Consider the following 19,134-nt stretch of genomic DNA (forward strand, 5'->3'; position numbering starts at 1 on the left):
TCACGGGCTGGTGTTCTGTCCGACTCTCGCCTACTCTCTGTAGCGTTTGCCCGCCGACCGGCACAGGGAGTCACCAGTCATGTGGATCGTCGGCCTCGTGCTGGTCGCGCTCGGTGTCGCGGGCTTCTTCGCCGCCCAGGGATCCCGCAAGCGCCGCCACGCCATGATCGCGGCCGAGACGCTGCCGATCGCCGAGCTCGAGGAGCACCGGCGCACGCTCGTCGACCTCGGCACGACCGGCGGGTTCCGCAAGGTCTGCGAGGTGGTCGGCGCGGCGCACCCGCACCCCGACGGCCCGCTGCGCGCGCCCCAGAGCGGCGTCGAGTGCGTCTGGTACCGCCAGACCGTCGTCCACAAGGTCAGCGAGTCCTACCGCGACTCCGACGGCGACTGGCACCGTCGCGAGCGCAGCGAGACCGTCCTCGACGACACCTCGCGCCAGGGCTACGCCCTCGTCGACGACACCGGGATCATCGGCGTCGACCCCAACGGCACCGCCCCCGACCGTCCCGAGAAGATCCACGAGCGGTTCGAGCCGGGCGGCGGCTCGAGCGGGTTCTGGGACCGCGGCAGCGAGTCGCTGGGCATGACCTACACCGAGTGGGTCATCCGCCCCGGCCAGCGGCTCTACGTCCTCGGCGAGGTCCACGACAGGATCGGCCCGCTGGTCATCGGCAAGCCCGAGTCGTCGTCGGACCACTTCATCGTCTCGACGCGCACCGAGCAGGAGATCCGCGACAGCGCGGTCGGCTCGCAGCGGTGGTTCGCGTGGGGCGGCACGGCCCTCGCCGTGATCGGCGCCGTGCTCGTCGTGGTCGACCTGCTGACCTAGAGATCCCCGCCCTCGTCGAGCAGCCGGTCGATCTCGCGGCGGAGCAGGCCCAGCCGCGCCTCGCGCACGAGCGGGATGTCGCGGCGGCGCCGGCGCACGTCGGCGAGGTCGATGTCGATCGTGCAGGTCTCCTCGGCCTCGGCGCCCTCGCCGCACTCGCCGACGACCTCGCCCCAGGGGTCGACGACGTGGCTGCCGCCCCAGAAGGTCAGCCCGCCCTCGACGCCGACGCGGTTCACGAACACCACGAACAGCTGGTAGAGCCGCCCGTAGAACGTGGTGATGTTGCGCCAGTACTCCTTGGAGTCGTAGCGCTCGGGCGACATCGACTGCGCCGAGTTCGCGGGCACGAGCAGCAGGTGCGCCCCGTCCTGCACCGACAGGAAGGCCACCTGCGGCTGCCAGGCGTCGTTGCAGATCAGCGTGGCCGCGCGGTGCCGGCCGCCGCGCACCCCGTAGGCGCGGGAGTGCTGGCCGGGCAGGAAGTGCTTGCGCTCCTCGAACGTCGAGTACGTCGGCAGGTAGAGCTTGCGGTGGGTGTGGACGAGGCGCCCGCCCTCGTAGTAGCCCGCGCTGTTGTAGGTGTGCAGGCCGTGCCCGCCGGCCTCGGGGAACCCGAGCAGCACGCCGGCGTCGCCCGCCCGCTCGGAGATCTTGAGCAGCCGGGGATCGTCGGGGGACAGCGAGAGGTCCTGGGGCACCTCGCCGATCTGGTACCCGGACAGCGACAGCTCCGGGAACACGACGAGGTCGGACTCGGTCTCGACGGCCTCGCTGACGACCCGCTCGGCGCGCTTGAGGTTGCCGTCGAGGTCGCCGAGCGCGGCGTCGGTCTGGGCGAGGGTGATGCGCACTCGGGGGCTCCTCGGGGTCGAGGGGGACGGGACGACACCGGGACACCCCGGCCGCCTCAGCGCGACCGGCGTGCCCGTCGCGCGACGAGGACGATGAGACCGGCCCCGCCCAGCAGCGCCATCGCCACGGCCGACCCGACCAGCGCCACGGTGCGCGATCCGGAGTGTGCATCCCGGCCGTCGGTCAGGTCGACCCGGCCCGCCCCGGCGGGGGACACCGACGCCGGTCCGGGGCCCCTGAACTCGTCCGGGCGCACGTCGGCGACGGCCGCGACGGGGTCGACGGTGCCCGCGCCGACGGCGTCGTCACGGCCGCTGGTGGGGCGGTCGGCCGAGGACGTCACGCGCGCCATCACCTGGCGCGCGTCGAGCCCCGGGTAGCGGGCACGGACGAGCGCGACCACCCCGCTCACGTAGGGCGCGGCGAAGCTCGTGCCCTCGATGGCGATCGGGCGCCCGGCCCCGATCGGGGTGATGGTGTCGACGAGCCCGGGCCCCGCCGGGTCCAGCGAGACGATCTCCGAGCCGGGCGCGGCGAGCGACACCCATGGGCCCCGGATGCTCTGAGGTGCGGGGAGGCCGTCGCGGCGCGTGTAGCCGACCGACAGCACGTCGTCGCCGAACCACGCCGGCGCCACCACCTGCCCCGAGCTCTGGCCGTCCGGCGACTGCACGCACGCGCCGGTCCCGGCGTTGCCGGCGGCGGCCACGACGACCACGTTCGCGTCGACGGCCGCGCGCACGGCGGCCCGCAGCGCGGCGAGGCCGCGGCCCGCGTCGGCAGCGGGCACGCAGGCGGCCTCCGAGATGTTGACGACCGTCGCTCCGAGCCGCGTCGCGCGCAGGATCGCCTCGGCGAGCGTGTCGACGTTGCCGCCGCCGCCGGTGGTCGAGCCGTCCGGCGCGGTGGTGGCGACGGTGGCGCTGGACTGGCGGATCGAGAGCACGCGCGCGTCCGGGGCGACGCCGACGAACCCGGTGGACGGGTCGGGCGCGGCGGCGATGATCCCGGCGACGAGGGTGCCGTGGCCGTCGCAGTCGAGCAGCCCGCCCTGGGAGCCGACGAAGTCGCCGCCGTCGACCAGGCGGCCGGCGAGACGAGGGTGCCTGCTGACGCCGGTGTCGATCACGGCCACGGTCTGGCCCGCGCCGCGGGTGAAGCGCCAGGCGTCGGTGAAGCGCAGGCGCTGCTGGGTCCACGGTGCGCCCGGGATCGCGCCGCCCCCGTCGGAGCGCACGCACGGCACGCGCGCCCGGACGCCGGGCAGCGGGCGTGGGGCGGCGTCGAGCCGCGCGAGCGCCGCGGGGTCGGGCGGGGGCGGGACGGGCGCGTCGGCGACGGCCGTTCCCGGCGCGGCGACGACCAGCCCGGCGACGAGCGCCGCGACGACCGCCCGTCCGAGGATCTCCCGCACCTCTCGCAGCGTAGGAGGTGCGCGGCGCGCGGGTGGGCGCTTTCGCGAGGTGGCGGTCGGTGGTCGCCGCGGCAACTGGGGAACTTGAGCGTTCACCCCGATGGCCTACTTGTCCGCCTTGTCGTCTCTCTCCGTAGTATTCATCCTGATCTCGGGAGGAACGATGACCACGACGACGACGCGCGAGGACCGGCTGCCCGGCGGCGGTCCCGCGCCCCGGTGGTCCCCGCGGCGCCTGGGGCACCAGCGCTGGCTCTGGTGGCTCGGCGCGCTCGTGCTCGCCGCCGTCGCCGCGGCGATCGCGGTGGGCCGGGACCCCTCGCCGGAACCCGGCATCGCCGACGACGGCGCGGTGAACGTGCTGACCGCGGTGATCATCCTCGCGCCGTTCCTCGTCTGGGGCTTCGTGCACCAGCTGGTGTCGGCCGTGCGGCGTCGCGTGCGCGACGACGTCCGCGAGTACGGGGTCGGCCAGCCGGTCGCCGTGCGGGACCCGGACGCCCCGGTGGCGGACACGAAGGACCGGGTCCGCTACCTCGTCGAGGTCGACCACGTCCCCGGTGCGGTCACCGTCCGCGACCGCCAGGAGCGCGGCGGGCCCGGCGCGTTCCTCGACGACGGCCGGCGCCGCCTGCGCCTGCGCGCCCGCTCCGGGCAGATGACCGCGAGCGGCCCCGATGGCCCGGTGCTCGTGGCGCGCCGGTTCGGCCCGGCGGGTCGTCGGCGCTGGGAGATCGCCGTCGAGGGGATCACGCTGCGCTGCGAGGTGCGCGGTGCGTTCCCGGTGCCGCGGCGCACGCTCGTCGACGACGACGGGACGGCGTGGCTCGTGCAGGTCGGGCGGGCCCGGCGCGGGCGGGTGCGGCCGTCGGGTCGCGTGCCCGAGCGCCTGTCGCCGGCGGGGGCCGCCTTCGTCCTCTGGTTCGTCGCCGAGCTCGACGGGAAGATCCGCGCGGCCCGCGACGCGCCGCTCACGGGCGGCGGGTCGGACGGCGGCAACGACTCGTCGTGGTGGGACACGGGCTCCTCGGACAGCTCGTCGGGCGGCGGGAACGACACCGGCAGCGACGGCGGCAGCACCAGCAGTGACTGACGAGTTCGCCGTCCGCTCAATCGATCGAGAAGCGTGGTCCCGGGGCCTAGGCTGGACGTCGTGGCCCGCCCGGTGATCCTGACCGTCGACGACGACCCCGCGGTGTCCCGCGCCGTCGCCCGCGACCTGCGGCGCGAGTACGGCGAGCACCACCGCATCGTGCGGGCGGAGTCCGGGCCCGCGGCCCTGGACGCCCTGCGCGAGATCGCGCTGCGGGGCGAGCAGGTCGCGGTGATCCTCGCCGACCAGCGGATGCCCCGGATGTCGGGCGTCGAGTTCCTCGAGCAGGCCATGGACCTGTTCCCGCGCGCGCGCCGCGTGCTGCTCACGGCGTACGCGGACACCGAGGCGGCGATCACCGCGATCAACGTCGTCGACCTCGACCACTACCTGCTCAAGCCCTGGGACCCGCCGGAGGAGAAGCTCTACCCGGTCGTCGACTCCCTGCTCACCGCGTGGCGCGAGTCGTCGGACCGCCCGGCGGCGACCATCCGGATCGTCGGCAACCGCTGGTCGTCACGCTCCTACGAGCTGCGCGACCTCGCGGCGCGCAACCAGGTCTCCTACGACTTCTTCCGCGCCGAGGAGCCCGAGGGCGCCCGGCTGCTCGAGGCGGCCGGCGCCGACCCGGACCTGCTGCCGATCGTCATCACCGAGGACGGGCGCACGCTCGTGCAGCCCACCGACGCGCAGGTCGCCGAGGCGGCCGGGCTCGCGACCACCGCGTCCGAGGAGGTCTACGACCTCGTGGTGGTCGGCGGCGGGCCCGGCGGGCTCGGCGCGAGCGTCTACGGCGGCTCCGAGGGCCTGCGCACGGTCCTCGTCGAGTCCCGGGCCACCGGCGGCCAGGCGGGCACGTCGAGCCGCATCGAGAACTACCTCGGCTTCCCCGACGGCGTCTCCGGCGACCAGCTGACGATGCGGGCCCGGCTGCAGGCCGAGAAGTTCGGCACCGAGGTGCTCACCACCCGCACGGTCACCGCCCTCGAGCCGAAGGGGCGGGCGCGCGTCGTCCGCTTCGACGACGGCTCGGAGATCACCGCGCACGCCGTCGTGCTGGCCACCGGCGTCGCGTACCGGATGCTCGACTGCCCGGGTCTCGAGGACCACACCGGCCAGGGCGTGTTCTACGGCGCGGCGGCCACCGAGGCGGCGTCGTGCGCGGCGCAGGACGTCTACGTCGTCGGCGGCGCGAACTCCGCGGGCCAGGCGGCGATGAACTTCTCCCGCCACGCGGCCAAGGTGGTCATGCTGGTCCGCGGCCCGTCGCTGCAGGCGTCGATGTCGCACTACCTGATCGAGCAGATCGAGGCGAACCCGCGCATCGAGGTGCGCACCTGCACCGAGGTCTGCGCCGCCGCCGGCACCGACCACCTCGAGAAGCTGACATTGCGTGACAGGAACACCGGCGCCGAGGAGACGGTCGAGGCCTCCTGGCTGTTCGTGTTCATCGGCGCCGCCCCGCGCACCGACTGGCTGGACGGCGTCGTCGCCCGCGACGCCCGCGGGTTCGTCCTCACGGGGCCCGACCTGCCCCGCGAGGAGAACGGACGTGCCCCGGCGGGATGGGAACCGGACCGGGATCCGTTCCACCTGGAGACGTCCGTGCCCGGGGTCTTCGCCGTCGGCGATGTCCGGGCCGATTCGGTCAAGCGCGTCGCGTCCGCGGTCGGTGAGGGCGCGATGGCGGTGAGTCTGGTGCACCGATGGCTGGAGAACCGATGACCACGACAGAGCAGCTGCCCGACAAGGTCACCCGCGACGAGCTGCGCGAGCTGTTCCTGTTCGAGAAGCTCGACGACGACCAGCTCGACTGGCTGGCCGCGCACGGCGACCGGGTGGCGTTCCCGGCCGGCGAGACGGTGTGCCGCGAGGGCGAGCCGGCGAGCTGCTTCTGGGTGCTGCTCACGGGCGAGATCTCGATGGCGCAGACGATCCGTGGCGACGAGGTGGAGACCACCCGCACCTCTCAGCGCGGCGCCTACGGCGGCTCGATGCAGGCCTACATCCCGAGCGCCGAGCAGACCTACCAGTCGACGCTGCGCGCGACCCGGCCGTCGACGCTGCTCGCGCTGCCCGCGGCCGAGTGGGCCGACGCGCTGCGCACCTGGTTCCCGCTGCCGATCCACCTGCTCGAGGGCCTCGTCGTCGGCATGCGCCGCACGTCGACGATCCAGAGCGAGCGCGAGCGCCTGCTCGCCCTCGGGTCGCTGTCCGCGGGCCTGACCCACGAGCTCAACAACCCCGCCGCCGCGGCCCAGCGCGCCACCGAGTCGCTGCGCAGCCGCGTCGCCGGCATGCGGCACAAGCTCGGCCTGCTGGCGTGCGGGAAGCTCGACGGTCCGACCGTCGCGCAGCTCGTCGAGCTGCAGGAGGACGCGGTCAACCGGGCCGAGACGGCCCCGGAGCTCTCCGCGCTCGAGGCCTCGGACGCCGAGGACGAGCTGGGCGACTGGCTCGACGACCGGGGGGTCGGCGGCGCCTGGGACCTCGCGCCCGTCCTCGTCGCCGGCGGCCTGGACGCCGAGTGGCTGGACAAGGTCGAGCGCGCGGTGCCCGAGGGGTCGATCGAGGCGGCGGTGCGCTGGATCGCCTACGCCGTCGAGACCGAGACGCTCATGGGCGAGATCACCGACGCCACGGCGCGCATCTCCAACCTCGTCGGCGCGGCTCGCCAGTACTCGCAGCTCGACCGCGCGCCGTTCCAGGAGGTCGACCTGCGCGACCTCCTGAAGTCGACCATGGTGATGATGAGCCGCAAGTTCGAGGGCATCCAGATCGTCAAGGAGCTCGACCCGGACCTGCCGAAGATCCCGGCCTACGCCGCCGAGCTCAACCAGGTGTGGACGAACATCATCGACAACGCCGTCGGGGCCATGCACGCGCACGGCGACGGCACCGGGACGCTGACGATCCGCACCCGCCGCGACGGGCCGCACGCGATCGTCGAGATCGGCGACACCGGCCCCGGCATCCCCGACGACGTCCGCCCGCGCATCTTCGAGCCGTTCTTCACCACCAAGGACGTCGGCGAGGGCACGGGCCTCGGCCTGGACATCTCGTGGCGCATCGTCGTCAAGAAGCACCACGGCGACATCCGCGTGCACACCGGCCCGGGGGGCACGACGTTCGAGGTCTGCCTGCCGCTCGAGGGCCCGGCCCGCGAGGACGTGCCGGCCGAGGACGAGGACGAGTCGGTGTGACATCAAAGTGAGCTTTACTTAGTTACGTAAGCTAAATATCAGGGCAGTCCTCCTCCGTCACCGTCGACGAGGAGGTCGTGGCCATGTGTGGCATCGCGGGAGCCGTGGACCTGGCGCGCGGGGTGGACCGCGCCGAGGTCGAACCGATGGTCGAGACGATGAGCTGCCGAGGCCCGGACGACGCGGGGCTGTGGCTCTCGGGCGAGGACGGCCGCGCGCACGCCGCGATGGGCCACCGCCGTCTCGCGGTGGTCGACGTGCCGGGCGGGCGCCAGCCGATGACGCTCGAGCGCGGCGGCGAGACGCTGCTGACGCTGGTGTTCTCCGGCGAGGTCTACAACTTCCGCGAGCTGCGCCGCGAGCTCGAGGGCCGCGGGCATGCGTTCCGCACGGCGTCGGACACCGAGGTCGTGCTGGTCGGCTGGCTGGAGTGGGGCGCCGACGTCGTCGAGCGCCTCAACGGCATGTTCGCCTTCGCGATGTGGGACACGCGCAGCGAGGAGCTCTTCCTCGTGCGCGACCGCATGGGCGTCAAGCCGCTGTACTACTACCCGACGCCGGACGGGGTGCTCTACGGCTCGGAGCCCAAGGCCGTCCTCGCCCACCCGCGCAGCGAGGCCGTCCTCGACCTCGACGGGATGCGCGAGCTGCTCGCGCACGTCAAGACGCCCGAGCACGGCATCTACAAGGGTCTCTACGAGGTGCGCCCGGGGTCGTGGGTGCGGGTGCGCCGCGAGGGCATCGACGTCCACCGCTACTGGCAGCTCGAGGCCCTCGAGCACACCGACGACCAGGAGACGACGGTCGCGCACGTCCGCGAGCTGCTCGACGACATCGTGGACCGCCAGCTCATCGCCGACGTGCCGCTGTGCTCGCTGCTGTCCGGCGGCCTGGACTCCTCGGCGATCACCGCGCTCGCGGCGCAGAAGCTGCGCGCGCAGGACGCCGGCCCCGTGCGGTCGTTCTCGGTGGACTTCGTCGGCTACGAGGACGCGTTCTCCGCCGACCCCATGCGCGACACCCCCGACGGCCCCTACGTCCGCGAGCTCGCCGAGCACGTCGACGCCGACCACGCCGCGATCACGCTGTCCAACGACGACCTCATGGACCCCGACGCCCGCGCCGCCGTGCTGGCCGCGCGCGACGTGCCGGTGTCGATCGGCGACATGGACACCTCGCTGTACCTGCTGTTCAAGGCGATCCGCGGCCGCTCCACCGTGGCGCTGTCCGGGGAGTCGGCCGACGAGGTGTTCGGCGGCTACCGCTGGTTCCACGACGCCGACGCCGTCAACGCGGACACGTTCCCGTGGATGGCGGCGACGCGGATGGGGCCGCTGGACCATTCGACCTCCCACTTCGCGCCCGACCTGCGCGAGAAGCTCCACCTCGGCGACTACGTCGACGCCTCGTACCGCGACGCGATCGCGGAGGTGCCCCACGTGGACGGGGTGTCCGCGCAGGAGCGGCGGATGCGCGAGGTCTGCTACCTGCACCTGACGCGGTTCGTCCAGATCCTGCTCGACCGCAAGGACCGCATGAGCATGGCGAGCGGCCTCGAGGTGCGCGTGCCGTTCTGCGACCACCGCCTCGTGCAGTACGTCTTCAACACACCGTGGGCGCTGAAGACGTTCGACGGCCGCGAGAAGAGCCTGCTGCGCGCGGCGACCCGCGACCTGCTGCCGGCGTCGATCGTCGACCGGGTGAAGAGCCCGTACCCGTCGACGCAGGACCCGGGCTACGAGAAGGCGCTGCGGGCCTCGATCGCCGACCTGGTGTCCGACCGCGACGCCCCGGTGCGCGAGCTCCTCGACGTCGACGCCCTGCGGGGCGCGATCGACGCGCCGCAGGACGGCCCGAGCATCGACACCGACCGCGCGAAGCTGGAGTCCGTGCTGCAGATGGACTCGTGGCTGCGCCGCTACCGCCCGACGCTGTCGCTGTAGCGCTCAGTGCGTGGCGGCCCCGGTGAGCCGGCTCGCCAGGAGCCGGCTCACCAGGGAAAGCCGCGCCGCGCGCAGGACCGACCGCCGCACCCACTGGTCGCGACGGTGCCGGGGGACGAACGCCCCGGCCGCCCGCCGACCCGAGCGCTGCACGGGCTCGACGACCGCCCGCCACGCCCGCTCGTGCTCGGCCAGCGCGACGTCGAGGTCGTCGTGCGCCGCGACGGCGTCCGCCAGGGACGCGGCGCCCGCGATCGCCAGCGAGGCGCCCTGGCCCGCGAGCAGCGAGACGGCGTGCGCGGCGTCGCCGGCCAGCAGCACCCGGCCGTACACCCAGCGCGGCACGACCGACTGCGCCACGACGTCCAGGAAGGGGTCGTCGGGCACCAGGTCGGCGACCGCGGCGGCCCAGGGGCCGTGGCGGCCCAGCTCGTCGGCGACCGCCCGCCGGGCGTCGTCGGGGAGCCGCGTGCCGCCCCGGCGCACGACGAACACGGACACGCGCTCGTCGTCCACGGCGAACAGCCCGACCTGGCCGCCGACCACGTCGGTCAGGAGCACCTCGTCGCCGAGCCGGGCCGCGAGCTCGGGGTGGGCGCCGAGGAACGCGGCGGTCTGGAACCCCAGCGGGCGCAGCAGCGACTCCTCGGGACCGACCACGAGCCGCCGCACCCCGGAGTGCAGGCCGTCGGCGGCGACGAGGAGCTCGCCGGTGAGGACCTCGCCGTCGTCGAGCGTCGCCGCGACCGGCGCGTCGGTGTCGACCCGCTGCTCGACGGCGGTGACGGTGCGTCCGTAGCGGATCGAGACCGCCGGCGGCAGGGTCTCGCGCAACGCCTCCTCGATCTCCGGGCGCAGGATCGAGAAGTAGCGCCCGCCGGCCACGGGGACCAGGGCCGCCAGCGGCAGGCGGCCGGTCGTGCGTCCGCCCGGGTCGACGTAGCGGGCCGACCGGTAGCGGCGCCCGCGACGGCGGAGCGCCGGCAGCACCCCGAGGCGCTCCGCGGCGGGCCACCCCGGACCGAAGAAGTCGATCATGTAGCCGCCCCGGCGCGGCGCGGGCGCGGCCTCGACGGCCGTGACGCGCCAGCCGAGACCGGCGAGGGCGTGGGCGGTGGCGAGCCCGGCGATGCCGGCACCGCTGATCACGGCGTGCACGGCCGTCCTCCCGTCGTGAGGGCCTCGAACAGGTCGTCGACGCGACGCAGCGGCAGCTCCGGGTCGAGGGCGCGGTGCAGGGCGATCCCGTCGAGGACCGCGGTGAGCAGGGCGGCCGACTCGCCGGCGGTCGCGCTCGGCACCCCGCGGCTGACCAGCCACCCGGTGAGCCTCGTGCGGAAGACGGCGACGACCCCGCGGACGGCGTCGGCGAGCACGGGGTCGCGGGAGGCGGCGAGGTGGGTCTCCGCCATGAGCAGGTGCACCGGGTCGGTGGGGTCGACGTGGGCGACGGACTCCCGCAGCAGCGCGAGGCCCGTGGGCAGGTCCGGCGTGTCCTCGAGGGCGTCGAGGCCCTCGCCGGTCAGCGTCGCGAGACGTCCGGTGGCGGCCTCGGCGAGCAGCTCCTGCTGCGAGGCGAAGTGGTAGTGCACGAGCCCGGGGCGCACACCGGCGCGCTCGGCCACGGCGCGGGTGCTGACGCGGCCCCAGCCCAGCTCGCCGACGAGGTCGGCGGCGGCGTCGAGGACCGCGGCGCGCGTGCTCCGGCCCCGGTCGTTGCCCACGTCGCCGTTCTACCAGCGAATTGGTCGATCGTCCAAAATCGATGGCCGGAGAAGGGGCGCCCCCCGGTCACCGTGGGGCAGCACGGCGACCGGGGGACGCGAGACCCCGTGCGGCCGGGCGCGGTCGGTCGCACGGGGGACCGGGTCGTCCCCTGCAGGGACGGCTCGGGGGTCATCAGGTCCGTCGACGCCCGCGTCGCCCCGGGGCGACCGACGGCCGTGACGACCGTGCGACGACTTCGGCGCGAACTGTGGCGGCAACGACAACAGTCCAACGAGCGAAGTCGCCCGGGCGATACGCACTCTCGCCGTCCTGTCCGCGATTCGCGCCAGGCGGTGGCGCGGTTCACCGAAGCGGGTGACGCGAGCGGCGTGATGCACGCCACCCTGGTGCTCACCGCCCGATCGTGCAGGGAGCGCACGGCCCCGGCGCCCGGCGCCGCCGGTGGGACACTGGAGGGCGTGCAGACCGCCCAGGGACCGGACCGCTCCTCGGAGATCGATCCGCCCACGGACCCCGTCGTCCGTCCGGTGCCCGCCGTGAGCACGGCGAGCGCCGGCACCGAGGATGCCCGGGCCCGCCCGGGGAAGGGTGCGGGGGGCGCCACGCCGACCGGGTTCGTCGACGACCCCGAGAAGCGCGCCCGCCTGCGCCGCATGAAGGGCGTCGCGCTCGGCTTCCTGCTCGGCGCCGCCGTCGTGTGGGTCGTGTTCCTGCTGTGGGAGAACAACGGGGGCCCCGCGTTCACGGGCTACGTGCGCGCGGCCGCCGAGGCCGGGATGGTCGGCGGGCTCGCCGACTGGTTCGCGGTCACGGCCCTCTTCCGCCACCCGCTGGGCATCAAGATCCCGCACACCGCGCTGATCCCGCGCAAGAAGGACCAGCTCGGCGCGAGCCTGTCCGACTTCGTCGGCGGGAACTTCCTCGCGCCGACGGTGGTCGGCGAGAAGCTGCGCGCCGCGCGCATCTCGGCCCGCCTCGGCAGCTGGCTCTCGAGCCCGGGCAACGCCGAGCGGGTCACCGCCGAGCTCGCGACCGTCGTGCGCGGCGCGGTCACCGTGCTGCGCGACGACGAGATCCAGGCCGTCGTCGACCAGGCCGTGACGCGACGGGTGGTCGCCCAGCCCTGGGGGCCGCCGCTGGGCCGGCTGCTGGCGGGCGTCCTGGCCGACGGCTCGCACCGGCGTCTCGTCGACCTCGTCTGCGACCGCGCCTACGACTGGGTGCGCAACAACCACGAGACCGTGATGGCGCTGGTCAGCAAGCAGGCGCCGAGCTGGTCCCCGCGGTTCGTCGACGGGCTCATCGCCGACCGCCTCTACGCCGAGGCGCTGTCGTTCGCGTGGGCGGTGAAGTCCGACCAGGAGCACCCGCTGCGCGGGGCGATCGACCGCTTCCTCGTCTCGTTCGCCGGCGACCTGCAGGACGACCCGGAGACCGGCGAGCGCGTCGAGGCGATCAAGCAGCAGCTGCTCGAGCACCCCGACGTCCAGGCCCTGATCTCGCGGGCGTGGGCCACCGGCAAGGCGATGCTCCTCGACGCCGCCGAGGACCCGTCGTCGCAGCTGCGGCTGCGGGTCACCGAGGGGATCACGCGGTTCGGCGTGCGCCTGGACACCGAGGAGGATCTCCGCGACAAGATCGACGGCTGGATCGTCGAGGCCGCGTCGTACGTGGTCGGCCGCTACTCGAGCGAGATCTCGACGCTGATCTCGGACACCGTCGCGCGCTGGGACGGGCCGGAGACCTCGCGCAAGGTCGAGCTGCAGGTCGGCCGCGACCTCCAGTTCATCCGCATCAACGGCACGCTCGTCGGCGCCCTCGCGGGCCTCGTCATCTACTCGGTCGGCGAGCTGCTGGTGTAGGTGTTCCTGACTCGAAGATCGCTCCAGGTGCTCCGTCGACCCCCTGTCACGTGGTCTCCGGAGCACCTGTGGCGATCACGGCCGTCGGACGCTCGGTGATCGGCGTCTCGGTGACGATCGCTGTCGAATCCGACATCGAACGTCACCACAACAGCGATCATGGTCGGTGCGCGGCTCAACGCCACAGAACGGTGCTCAGTGCCAGGCCCAGCCCCGCGGCGCCGAGGCCGGCGAGGGTCGAGGCGACGACGTTCATGACGCTCGCGGTGCGGGCGCGCTCGTGGGTCAGGCGGACGGTCTCGTACGCCAGCGTCGACCAGGTCGAGAGGCTCCCGCAGAAGCCCACGCCCACCGCGAGGACGACGGCGTGCGGGGCGGGGCCGCCGAGCACGAGGCCCAGCACGAACGAGGCGGCGACGTTGACCGTGAACGTCCCCCACGGGAAGCCGGTGCCGCGGGTGGACTGCAGCCAGCGGTCCGTCAGGTAGCGGGTGGGGGCGCCGACCGCGGCGCCGAGGGCGATGAGCAGGACGGTCACTGTCGGACCCCCGCGACCCGCCGCGTCACGGCCATGGCCAGCGCGCACGCCCCGACGGCGCCGACGATCGTGGCGGCGAGGTAGGCGAACGCGGTCGCCCGGTGCCCGCCGCCCAGGAGCGTCTGCGCGTCGACGGCGAACGTCGAGAACGTGGTGAAGCCGCCGAGGACGCCGGTCCCGAGGAACGGGCGCACGAGCGGATGCGCCGTGCGGACCTCGGTGACCACGACGACGAGCACGCCCATCAAGAGGCTGCCCAGCACGTTGATGCCGAGCGTGCCCCACGGGAAGCCGCCGGGCGGGACGGGGACGAGCAGGCCCACGCCCGCCCGCGCGAGCGCGCCGAGGACACCGCCGGCGGCGACCGCGGCGACCGCCGGGCCCTGGCCGCGCAGGACCGTCGCAGGGGCTCTGCTCATCGGGGCCGACCGTAGTCCGGTCCCCCGTCCGTGTGTGCCATAGGACACCTGACCAGCGCAAGCAGAGTGCTTGCACCAGCTAGCACTCGTGTTAGCGTGGGTGTCAGCGAGATCGGAGGAGGTGGTTCCCGGTGGCAGGCGACGGGGTCGAGAAGATCGGCCAGGCCGTCGAGGACATCGGGGGCTACATCCGCCGGCAGCGCGAGGGCGCGGAGGTCTCCCTCCGTCAGCTCGCCAAGGTCGCGGGGATCAGCAATCCCTACCTGAGCCAGATCGAGCGCGGACTGCGCAAGCCGTCCGCCGAGATCCTGGCCCAGATCGCGACCGGCCTGCGGATCTCCGCCGAGGTGCTGTACGTCCGCGCCGGGATTCTCGAGCCGAGGGAGTCCTCGCCGGTGCTGGACGCCGTGACCGCGGACCCGGACCTGTCGGAGCGCCAGAAGCAGGTGCTCACCGACATCTACGAGTCCTTCCGCCGCGGCAACGCCGTGGACGGCAGTGCCGTCGAGAGCGCTGCCGTGGAGAACGCCGTGGAGAACGCCGTGGAGAACGCCGCCGGACGCAGCGCCGCGACCGACACCGAGAACGTCAGCAAGTAGGAACACCGACTCCTGGATTGGAGACGACCATGCCGGTCACCTTCCCGACCAAGTTCGACGTCCGCGAGGCCCGCGACCAGGCCAACAAGGTGGTCTCCGAGGCCATCGACCCGCTGCGCCACCCGGCGCTCGCGGTGCTCGGCCTCGGCGACGTGGCCGTCGCCGCCGGGCGCGACGCCGTGAACCGCGTGCAGGCCGGCGCCACCGAGGTGCAGGCCCGCGTCGAGGACCTCCCGGCCGAGCTGCAGGAGCTGCGCTCCAAGCTGACGACCGAGGACTTCCGCCGCCTGGTGGACAGCTACCTCGCCGCCGTCCGCAGCGTCTACGCCGACCTCGTGAAGCGCGGCGAGAAGAGCTACAAGGACATCAAGGCCCAGCCGCAGGTCAAGCAGGCGCTGGACACGGTCGACCAGGTCTCGAAGGACGTCGAGAAGAACCTCGAGGACGCCGTCGAGGGTTTCCGCGTCCGTGGCGAGGCCGGGCTGGCCGAGGTCACCAAGCAGACCCGTTCGGTCGGCGAGCGTGCCGCCCGCGCCACCCAGCGCGCCAGCGCGCAGGCCGCCGAGGTCGTCGCCGAGGCCGGCTCCGAGCTGTCCGAGGACATCAAGGAGGCCGGTGACGAGGTCGCCTCCGAGACCCGGAGCACGACCCGCAAGGCCGCGGCCCGCACGGCCCCGAAGAAGCAGGGCCCGAAGAACGCGCCGAAGTCCGCGGCCACCGCGACCGCGAACGCCAAGAAGGCTCCGAAGGCCTGAACACCCGTCGCGCAGCCATGACGCTGTGCTGACACCGCTGGTCCGTACGGCCCCGGGACGCTCCGCCGTCCCGGGGCCGTCGCCTGTCCGGGGTTGACCGCGCGCCTGTCGCCCCTTCGAGGAGGGCACGTATCGTGGTGGCGTGTCGGTCCTCTACAACCTCGACGGCTACGTGCTGCTGGTGCTGTGGCTGCTGGGGATTCCCGTGGGCCTCTACGCGTTCGTGCACGCCCTCATGCAGCGCTCCGACGCCTTCACCGCCGCCGACAAGCTGACCAAGCCGGTGTGGTGCGCGATCACCGGTGTCGGCCTCGCGATCCTCGCGATCTCCACCAGCGGCCCGTACAGCTTCCTCTGGCTCATCGGCATCATCGCGGTGCTGATCTACATCGTCGACGTGCGGCCGCGCGTCATCGAGATCCAGCAGGGCCCGCGCTGGTGACGGCCGCGGCCGACGCGGCCCGCGCGATCGCCGGGTCGCTGGCCCCCGAGCCCGCCCTCGAGCGGCTCGACCTCGTCGCCGACCCCGTCGCGGCCGCCCTCCGCGCGCTGCCCGCGACGCTCGCGGCCGACTGCCTGGTCGCCGCCATCGACCCCGATCTCGCCGACACGGCCGCCTTCTGCGAGGCCTACGGCTCGCCGCTCGAGGCGTCGGCCAACTGCGTCGTCGTCGCCGGCGCGCGCTCGGGGGAGCGCCGCTTCGCCGCGTGCGTCGTCCTCGCCACCACCCGCGCCGACGTCAACACCGTCGTGCGCCGCCGCCTCGACGTCCGCAAGGCGTCGTTCGCGCCGATGGACGAGGCGGTCGAGCTCACCGGCATGGCCTACGGCGGGATCACCCCGTTCGGCGTGCCCACCGGGTGGCCGGTGCTCGTCGACGCCGCCGTGCTCGCGACGCCCGCCGTCGTCGTCGGCAGCGGGCTGCGCGAGAGCAAGCTCCTCGTCCCCGGCGCGGTGCTGGGCGAGATCCCCGGCGCCGAGGTCATCGAGGGCCTGGGTCGCTGACCCCTACCGGCCGCCCTCCACGCGCGCCCGCCAGAGCGCGGAGATCGAGGCTCCCGGCTGGTCGTACACGGGGTTGTTCGCCGTCGTCGGGAACGTGAGGTTCGACCCCGGCGCCGAGCTGAACGGGTGCCGGGCGACCTCCGCGTCGTTGAGCGTGACGACGATCGTGCCCGTGGTCGCGACGGTCCCGGAGTTCACGAGACGCACCGTGACCGTGCAGGTCGGGGTGCGGCAGGTGCTCTCGCCGCCCTCGACGGTCAGGGCGAGGCGCGGTCGCTCGGTGATCGCGACGATGTAGCTCTTCATCGTCGGCGCCTGGCGGGTCAGGTCGGTGACGTTCTGGAGGGCCGCCGGCTCGGCACGGTTCACGGTGACCGGCGAGAGCCGGCCGGCGCCGAACCCCGGGATCTCGAAGGCCACGAGGCGCGGGGGGTCGTCCGCGTCGACGACGGTGACGCTGCGGCCGTCGGCGCCGGGCGTGAGGACGCGCGCGTCCTGCCCGCCGACGACCGTGCCGTCCTGCTCGGTGACGTCGGCCGCCGAGAGCCGGGTGGCGATCGCGTCCGGGCTCTCGTCCCAGGACCGCAGCCCGCGCGGCAGCACGGTGAACGCGTCGGTGAGCCACTGGTCGGTGAGCCGGTCGGCGAGCTCCGGGCGGGGTGCCTCGCGCTCCCACCAGGCGCGGTCGCCGCGGATCGCCTGCTCGCGGCCCGCCAGCACGAACTCCGCCCGCCCGCCGCCGTCGCGCGTGACGGTGCCGGCCGCGTTGCCCGCGCGGTCGACGGTGATCACGAGGTCCGCCGGGGCGCCGGAGCTGTGGGGGACCCGGCCGCTGTACGTGGCGCCCGCCCAGCCGCGCACGTCGTTCACCGTCGCCTCGAGCGTCTCGTTCGGCGACGTCGGGCGCGTGGCGATGAGGACCACGGTGGCCGCGAGCAGGAGCACGACGACGCCCACCGCGACGCCGATGAGCAGGCCCTTGCGGCGCGGGCCCGACGTGCCGGTCCCGGGCGGCTGCGCGCCCGGCGGCGGGCCGAACGGGCCGGTGTAGCCGTAGGTGCCCGGGCCACCGGGTCCACCGGGTCCACCCGGGCCGCCCGGTCCGTAGCCCGGCGGGGGGTAGCCCGCCTGGCCCTGGCCGGCGAACGACGCCGTGCCCCACGGCCCCGCGCCGCCCGCCGGCGTGCCGTACGTCGGGCCCGCGGCCTGGCCGGGCGGGGCGGCGAACCCGCCGGTGCCCGGCGCGGTGCCCCACGGCGACGACGCCGGGCCGGGCTGCCAGGGACCGGGTGTCTGGCCCTGGGGGATGTCGTGGCGCCGGGTGCCGTCGGCGGAGACATCCTGCGCCGCGACCGGCGTGCCGCGGGGTGGGGTCGCGGTGTCCGTCCCCGAGCTCGTCGGGACGTCCGTCGCGGTCTCTGTCGAAGCTTCTGTCGAGGCTTCCGTGGGCGCTTCCGACGGAGCCTCGGTGGGGGCCTGCTGGTGCGCGACCGTCGAGTGCACGGTGGTCGCGCCGTCGGGCGCCGCCGACGTGGTGTGCACCTCGGTGGGCGCCGCGTCGGCGGGGGTGTCGGGTCCGGCGCCGGAACTCGGGGGAGGTGCTCCCGGGTGGTCGTCACGCCGGGTGTCGTCGTCGCCCGCCAAGGCCGCCCCCTGTACCCACTCGCACCCCGCACGGAAACCAGCTGCGCACGCACCGTAGCCCGAACGAGGGTCGCTGAGGAGACATTCAGCGCAGAAACGACGATCTTCGTGCGGCGGAACAAGGGCACGAGGCCCGGCGTTCAGCGGTAGACTTGAAGGTTCAACGAATCGAGGAGCGCGTCATGCCCGCACTGACGGTCGCCGACCTGACGGTCCTGCCCCGCATCCCCGAGCCCGACGACGCCCGGGTCGGCGTCACCGAGCGCGGCGTCCGCTCGGTGACCACCGCGCCGCAGGGCTACGAGGGCGAGGGCTTCCCGGTGCGCCGGGCGTTCGCGGGCGTCGACCTCGCGCTCCTCGACCCGTTCGTCCACATGGACCAGATGGGCGAGGTCGAGTACGCGCCCGGCGAGCCCAAGGGCACGCCCTGGCACCCGCACCGCGGGTTCGAGACCGTCACCTACATCGTCGACGGCACCTTCGAGCACGCCGACAGCCACGGCGGCGGCGGGTCGATCAGCAACGGCGACACGCAGTGGATGACCGCCGGCGGCGGGGTGCTGCACATCGAGAAGCCCCCGGAGGCGCTCGTCGTGTCGGGCGGGCTGTTCCACGGCCTGCAGCTGTGGGTGAACCTGCCGCGGGCGCAGAAGTGGGTGCAGCCCCGCTACCAGGACCTCCGCGCGGGGCAGGCCGCGCTGCTCACCTCGGCCGACGCGGGCGCGCTGGTGCGGGTCATCGCCGGGGAGATCGGCGGTCACGCCGGTCCGGGCTCGACCTACACGCCGATGACCATGGCCCACGCCTCGCTCGAGCCGGGCGCGCAGCTGCACCTGCCGTGGGACCCGGAGCAGAACGCGCTGCTCTACGTGCTCTCTGGCGACGGCACGGTCGGCGCCGAGCGGCGTCCGGTGCGCACCGGGCAGCTCGTGGTGTTCGGGCCCGGCGAGTCGCTGCGGGTGGCCGCCGACCCCGGCCAGGACGGGCGGCACCCGAAGCTCGAGGTCGTGCTGCTCGGCGGGCGCCCGCTCCGCGAGCCGGTGGCCTGGGGCGGGCCGTTCGTCATGAACACCCAGCAGGAGGTCCGCGAGGCGATGGTCGACTTCCACGCGGGCCGGCTGGGCTCGATCCCCGCCGAGCGCGTCTAGCTGTACTCGGCCAGGACGTTGGTGACGGTCGGCGTGGCTGATTGAACGAGGAAGGCCCTTCGGGCGAGGTGGGGGTGTCTGACGCCGCCCGCCCCA

Annotated in this window: 18 protein-coding genes; 11 read left to right on the forward strand and 7 right to left on the reverse strand. The window is 74.2% G+C overall.

The features are described 5' to 3' along the window. Window positions 1-79: 79 nt before the first annotated feature. Window positions 80-832: an E3 ubiquitin ligase family protein gene (locus EV188_RS22750; protein WP_133828578.1), complete on the forward strand. Its 753-nt coding sequence runs from the start codon at window positions 80-82 to the stop codon at window positions 830-832. On the opposite strand, the gene EV188_RS22755 is transcribed toward EV188_RS22750, so the two are convergent. Both EV188_RS22755 and mycP read right to left on the reverse strand, forming a co-directional pair. Next, the gene (locus tag EV188_RS22755; RefSeq protein ID WP_133828579.1) at window positions 829-1,686 is read right to left on the reverse strand and encodes a nitrilase-related carbon-nitrogen hydrolase; all 858 of its coding nucleotides are present in this window, start codon (window positions 1,684-1,686) and stop codon (window positions 829-831) included. The genes EV188_RS22750 and EV188_RS22755 overlap by 4 nt on opposite strands. Before the next feature lie 56 nt (window positions 1,687-1,742). Beyond that, window positions 1,743-3,101 (reverse strand): type VII secretion-associated serine protease mycosin, encoded by a 1,359-nt coding sequence (gene mycP, locus EV188_RS22760; RefSeq protein ID WP_166660023.1) that lies wholly within the window; start codon window positions 3,099-3,101, stop codon window positions 1,743-1,745. Window positions 3,102-3,264: 163 nt separating this feature from the next. On the opposite strand from mycP, the gene EV188_RS22765 reads away from it, so the two are divergent. From EV188_RS22765 to asnB, 4 genes are all read left to right on the forward strand, one after another. Beyond that, a complete protein-coding gene (locus tag EV188_RS22765) occupies window positions 3,265-4,194 on the forward strand; it encodes a hypothetical protein (RefSeq protein WP_133828581.1) in 930 nt (309 codons plus the stop codon). Window positions 4,195-4,254: 60 nt separating this feature from the next. After that, window positions 4,255-5,919, forward strand: coding sequence for an NAD(P)/FAD-dependent oxidoreductase (locus EV188_RS22770; RefSeq protein ID WP_133828582.1), 1,665 nt, complete (start codon window positions 4,255-4,257; stop codon window positions 5,917-5,919). Then, window positions 5,916-7,397 carry an ATP-binding protein gene (locus tag EV188_RS22775; protein ID WP_133828583.1) on the forward strand — a complete coding sequence of 494 codons (1,482 nt, stop codon included), beginning with the start codon at window positions 5,916-5,918 and terminating at the stop codon, window positions 7,395-7,397. The genes EV188_RS22770 and EV188_RS22775 overlap by 4 nt, the downstream gene beginning before the upstream one ends. 83 nt (window positions 7,398-7,480) lie before the next feature. Beyond that, window positions 7,481-9,340, forward strand: coding sequence for an asparagine synthase (glutamine-hydrolyzing) (gene asnB, locus EV188_RS22780; protein WP_133828584.1), 1,860 nt, complete (start codon window positions 7,481-7,483; stop codon window positions 9,338-9,340). Window positions 9,341-9,343: 3 nt separating this feature from the next. On the opposite strand, the gene EV188_RS22785 is transcribed toward asnB, so the two are convergent. Further along, window positions 9,344-10,498, reverse strand: a complete 1,155-nt coding sequence (locus EV188_RS22785) for an FAD-dependent monooxygenase (protein ID WP_133828585.1) — start codon at window positions 10,496-10,498, stop codon at window positions 9,344-9,346. Continuing rightward, window positions 10,486-11,064, reverse strand: a complete 579-nt coding sequence (locus tag EV188_RS22790) for a TetR/AcrR family transcriptional regulator (RefSeq protein ID WP_133828586.1) — start codon at window positions 11,062-11,064, stop codon at window positions 10,486-10,488. The genes EV188_RS22785 and EV188_RS22790 overlap by 13 nt, the downstream gene beginning before the upstream one ends. A gap of 657 nt (window positions 11,065-11,721) precedes the next feature. On the opposite strand from EV188_RS22790, the gene EV188_RS22795 reads away from it, so the two are divergent. Then, window positions 11,722-12,930: a DUF445 domain-containing protein gene (locus EV188_RS22795; RefSeq protein WP_133828629.1), complete on the forward strand. Its 1,209-nt coding sequence runs from the start codon at window positions 11,722-11,724 to the stop codon at window positions 12,928-12,930. 175 nt (window positions 12,931-13,105) lie between these two features. On the opposite strand, the gene EV188_RS22800 is transcribed toward EV188_RS22795, so the two are convergent. Beyond that, window positions 13,106-13,468 carry a fluoride efflux transporter FluC gene (locus EV188_RS22800; RefSeq protein ID WP_133828587.1) on the reverse strand — a complete coding sequence of 121 codons (363 nt, stop codon included), beginning with the start codon at window positions 13,466-13,468 and terminating at the stop codon, window positions 13,106-13,108. Next, a complete protein-coding gene (locus EV188_RS22805; RefSeq protein WP_133828588.1) occupies window positions 13,465-13,887 on the reverse strand; it encodes a fluoride efflux transporter FluC in 423 nt (140 codons plus the stop codon). The genes EV188_RS22800 and EV188_RS22805 overlap by 4 nt, the downstream gene beginning before the upstream one ends. Before the next feature lie 131 nt (window positions 13,888-14,018). Here EV188_RS22805 and EV188_RS22810 point away from each other — a divergent pair, with 131 nt between their 5' ends. The 4 genes from EV188_RS22810 (at window position 14,019) to EV188_RS22825 (ending at window position 16,246) form a co-directional block, all read left to right on the forward strand. Beyond that, window positions 14,019-14,486, forward strand: a complete 468-nt coding sequence (locus EV188_RS22810; RefSeq protein ID WP_133828589.1) for a helix-turn-helix domain-containing protein — start codon at window positions 14,019-14,021, stop codon at window positions 14,484-14,486. A gap of 29 nt (window positions 14,487-14,515) precedes the next feature. Then, entirely contained in the window at window positions 14,516-15,241 is a 726-nt protein-coding gene (locus EV188_RS22815) for a hypothetical protein (RefSeq protein WP_133828590.1), read from the forward strand. A gap of 142 nt (window positions 15,242-15,383) precedes the next feature. Further along, window positions 15,384-15,683: a DUF2516 family protein gene (locus tag EV188_RS22820; RefSeq protein ID WP_133828591.1), complete on the forward strand. Its 300-nt coding sequence runs from the start codon at window positions 15,384-15,386 to the stop codon at window positions 15,681-15,683. Continuing rightward, window positions 15,680-16,246, forward strand: a complete 567-nt coding sequence (locus tag EV188_RS22825) for a YbaK/EbsC family protein (protein WP_133828592.1) — start codon at window positions 15,680-15,682, stop codon at window positions 16,244-16,246. The genes EV188_RS22820 and EV188_RS22825 overlap by 4 nt, the downstream gene beginning before the upstream one ends. 3 nt (window positions 16,247-16,249) lie before the next feature. Here the strand turns inward: EV188_RS22825 and EV188_RS31865 are convergent, their stop codons facing one another. Beyond that, complete coding sequence (locus EV188_RS31865; protein WP_166660024.1) at window positions 16,250-17,890, reverse strand: hypothetical protein; 1,641 nt, start codon at window positions 17,888-17,890, stop codon at window positions 16,250-16,252. 182 nt (window positions 17,891-18,072) lie between these two features. Here EV188_RS31865 and EV188_RS22835 point away from each other — a divergent pair, with 182 nt between their 5' ends. Further along, window positions 18,073-19,038 (forward strand): pirin family protein, encoded by a 966-nt coding sequence (locus tag EV188_RS22835; protein WP_133828594.1) that lies wholly within the window; start codon window positions 18,073-18,075, stop codon window positions 19,036-19,038. Window positions 19,039-19,134: the final 96 nt, after the last annotated feature.

The organism is Actinomycetospora succinea (assembly GCF_004363095.1).
Lineage (GTDB): Bacteria > Actinomycetota > Actinomycetes > Mycobacteriales > Pseudonocardiaceae > Actinomycetospora > Actinomycetospora succinea.

What these genes read in the sequence shown, in the direction of transcription:
- EV188_RS22835 (WP_133828594.1), top strand. Translation starts at nt 18,073, where the DNA reads ATGCCCGCACTGACGGTCGCCGACCTGACGGTCCTGCCCCGCATCCCC.
- EV188_RS22805 (WP_133828588.1), bottom strand. Translation starts at nt 13,887, where the DNA reads ATGAGCAGAGCCCCTGCGACGGTCCTGCGCGGCCAGGGCCCGGCGGTC.
- asnB (WP_133828584.1), top strand. Translation starts at nt 7,481, where the DNA reads ATGTGTGGCATCGCGGGAGCCGTGGACCTGGCGCGCGGGGTGGACCGC.
- EV188_RS22795 (WP_133828629.1), top strand. Translation starts at nt 11,722, where the DNA reads ATGAAGGGCGTCGCGCTCGGCTTCCTGCTCGGCGCCGCCGTCGTGTGG.
- EV188_RS22775 (WP_133828583.1), top strand. Translation starts at nt 5,916, where the DNA reads ATGACCACGACAGAGCAGCTGCCCGACAAGGTCACCCGCGACGAGCTG.
- EV188_RS22815 (WP_133828590.1), top strand. Translation starts at nt 14,516, where the DNA reads ATGCCGGTCACCTTCCCGACCAAGTTCGACGTCCGCGAGGCCCGCGAC.
- EV188_RS22765 (WP_133828581.1), top strand. Translation starts at nt 3,265, where the DNA reads ATGACCACGACGACGACGCGCGAGGACCGGCTGCCCGGCGGCGGTCCC.
- EV188_RS22750 (WP_133828578.1), top strand. Translation starts at nt 80, where the DNA reads ATGTGGATCGTCGGCCTCGTGCTGGTCGCGCTCGGTGTCGCGGGCTTC.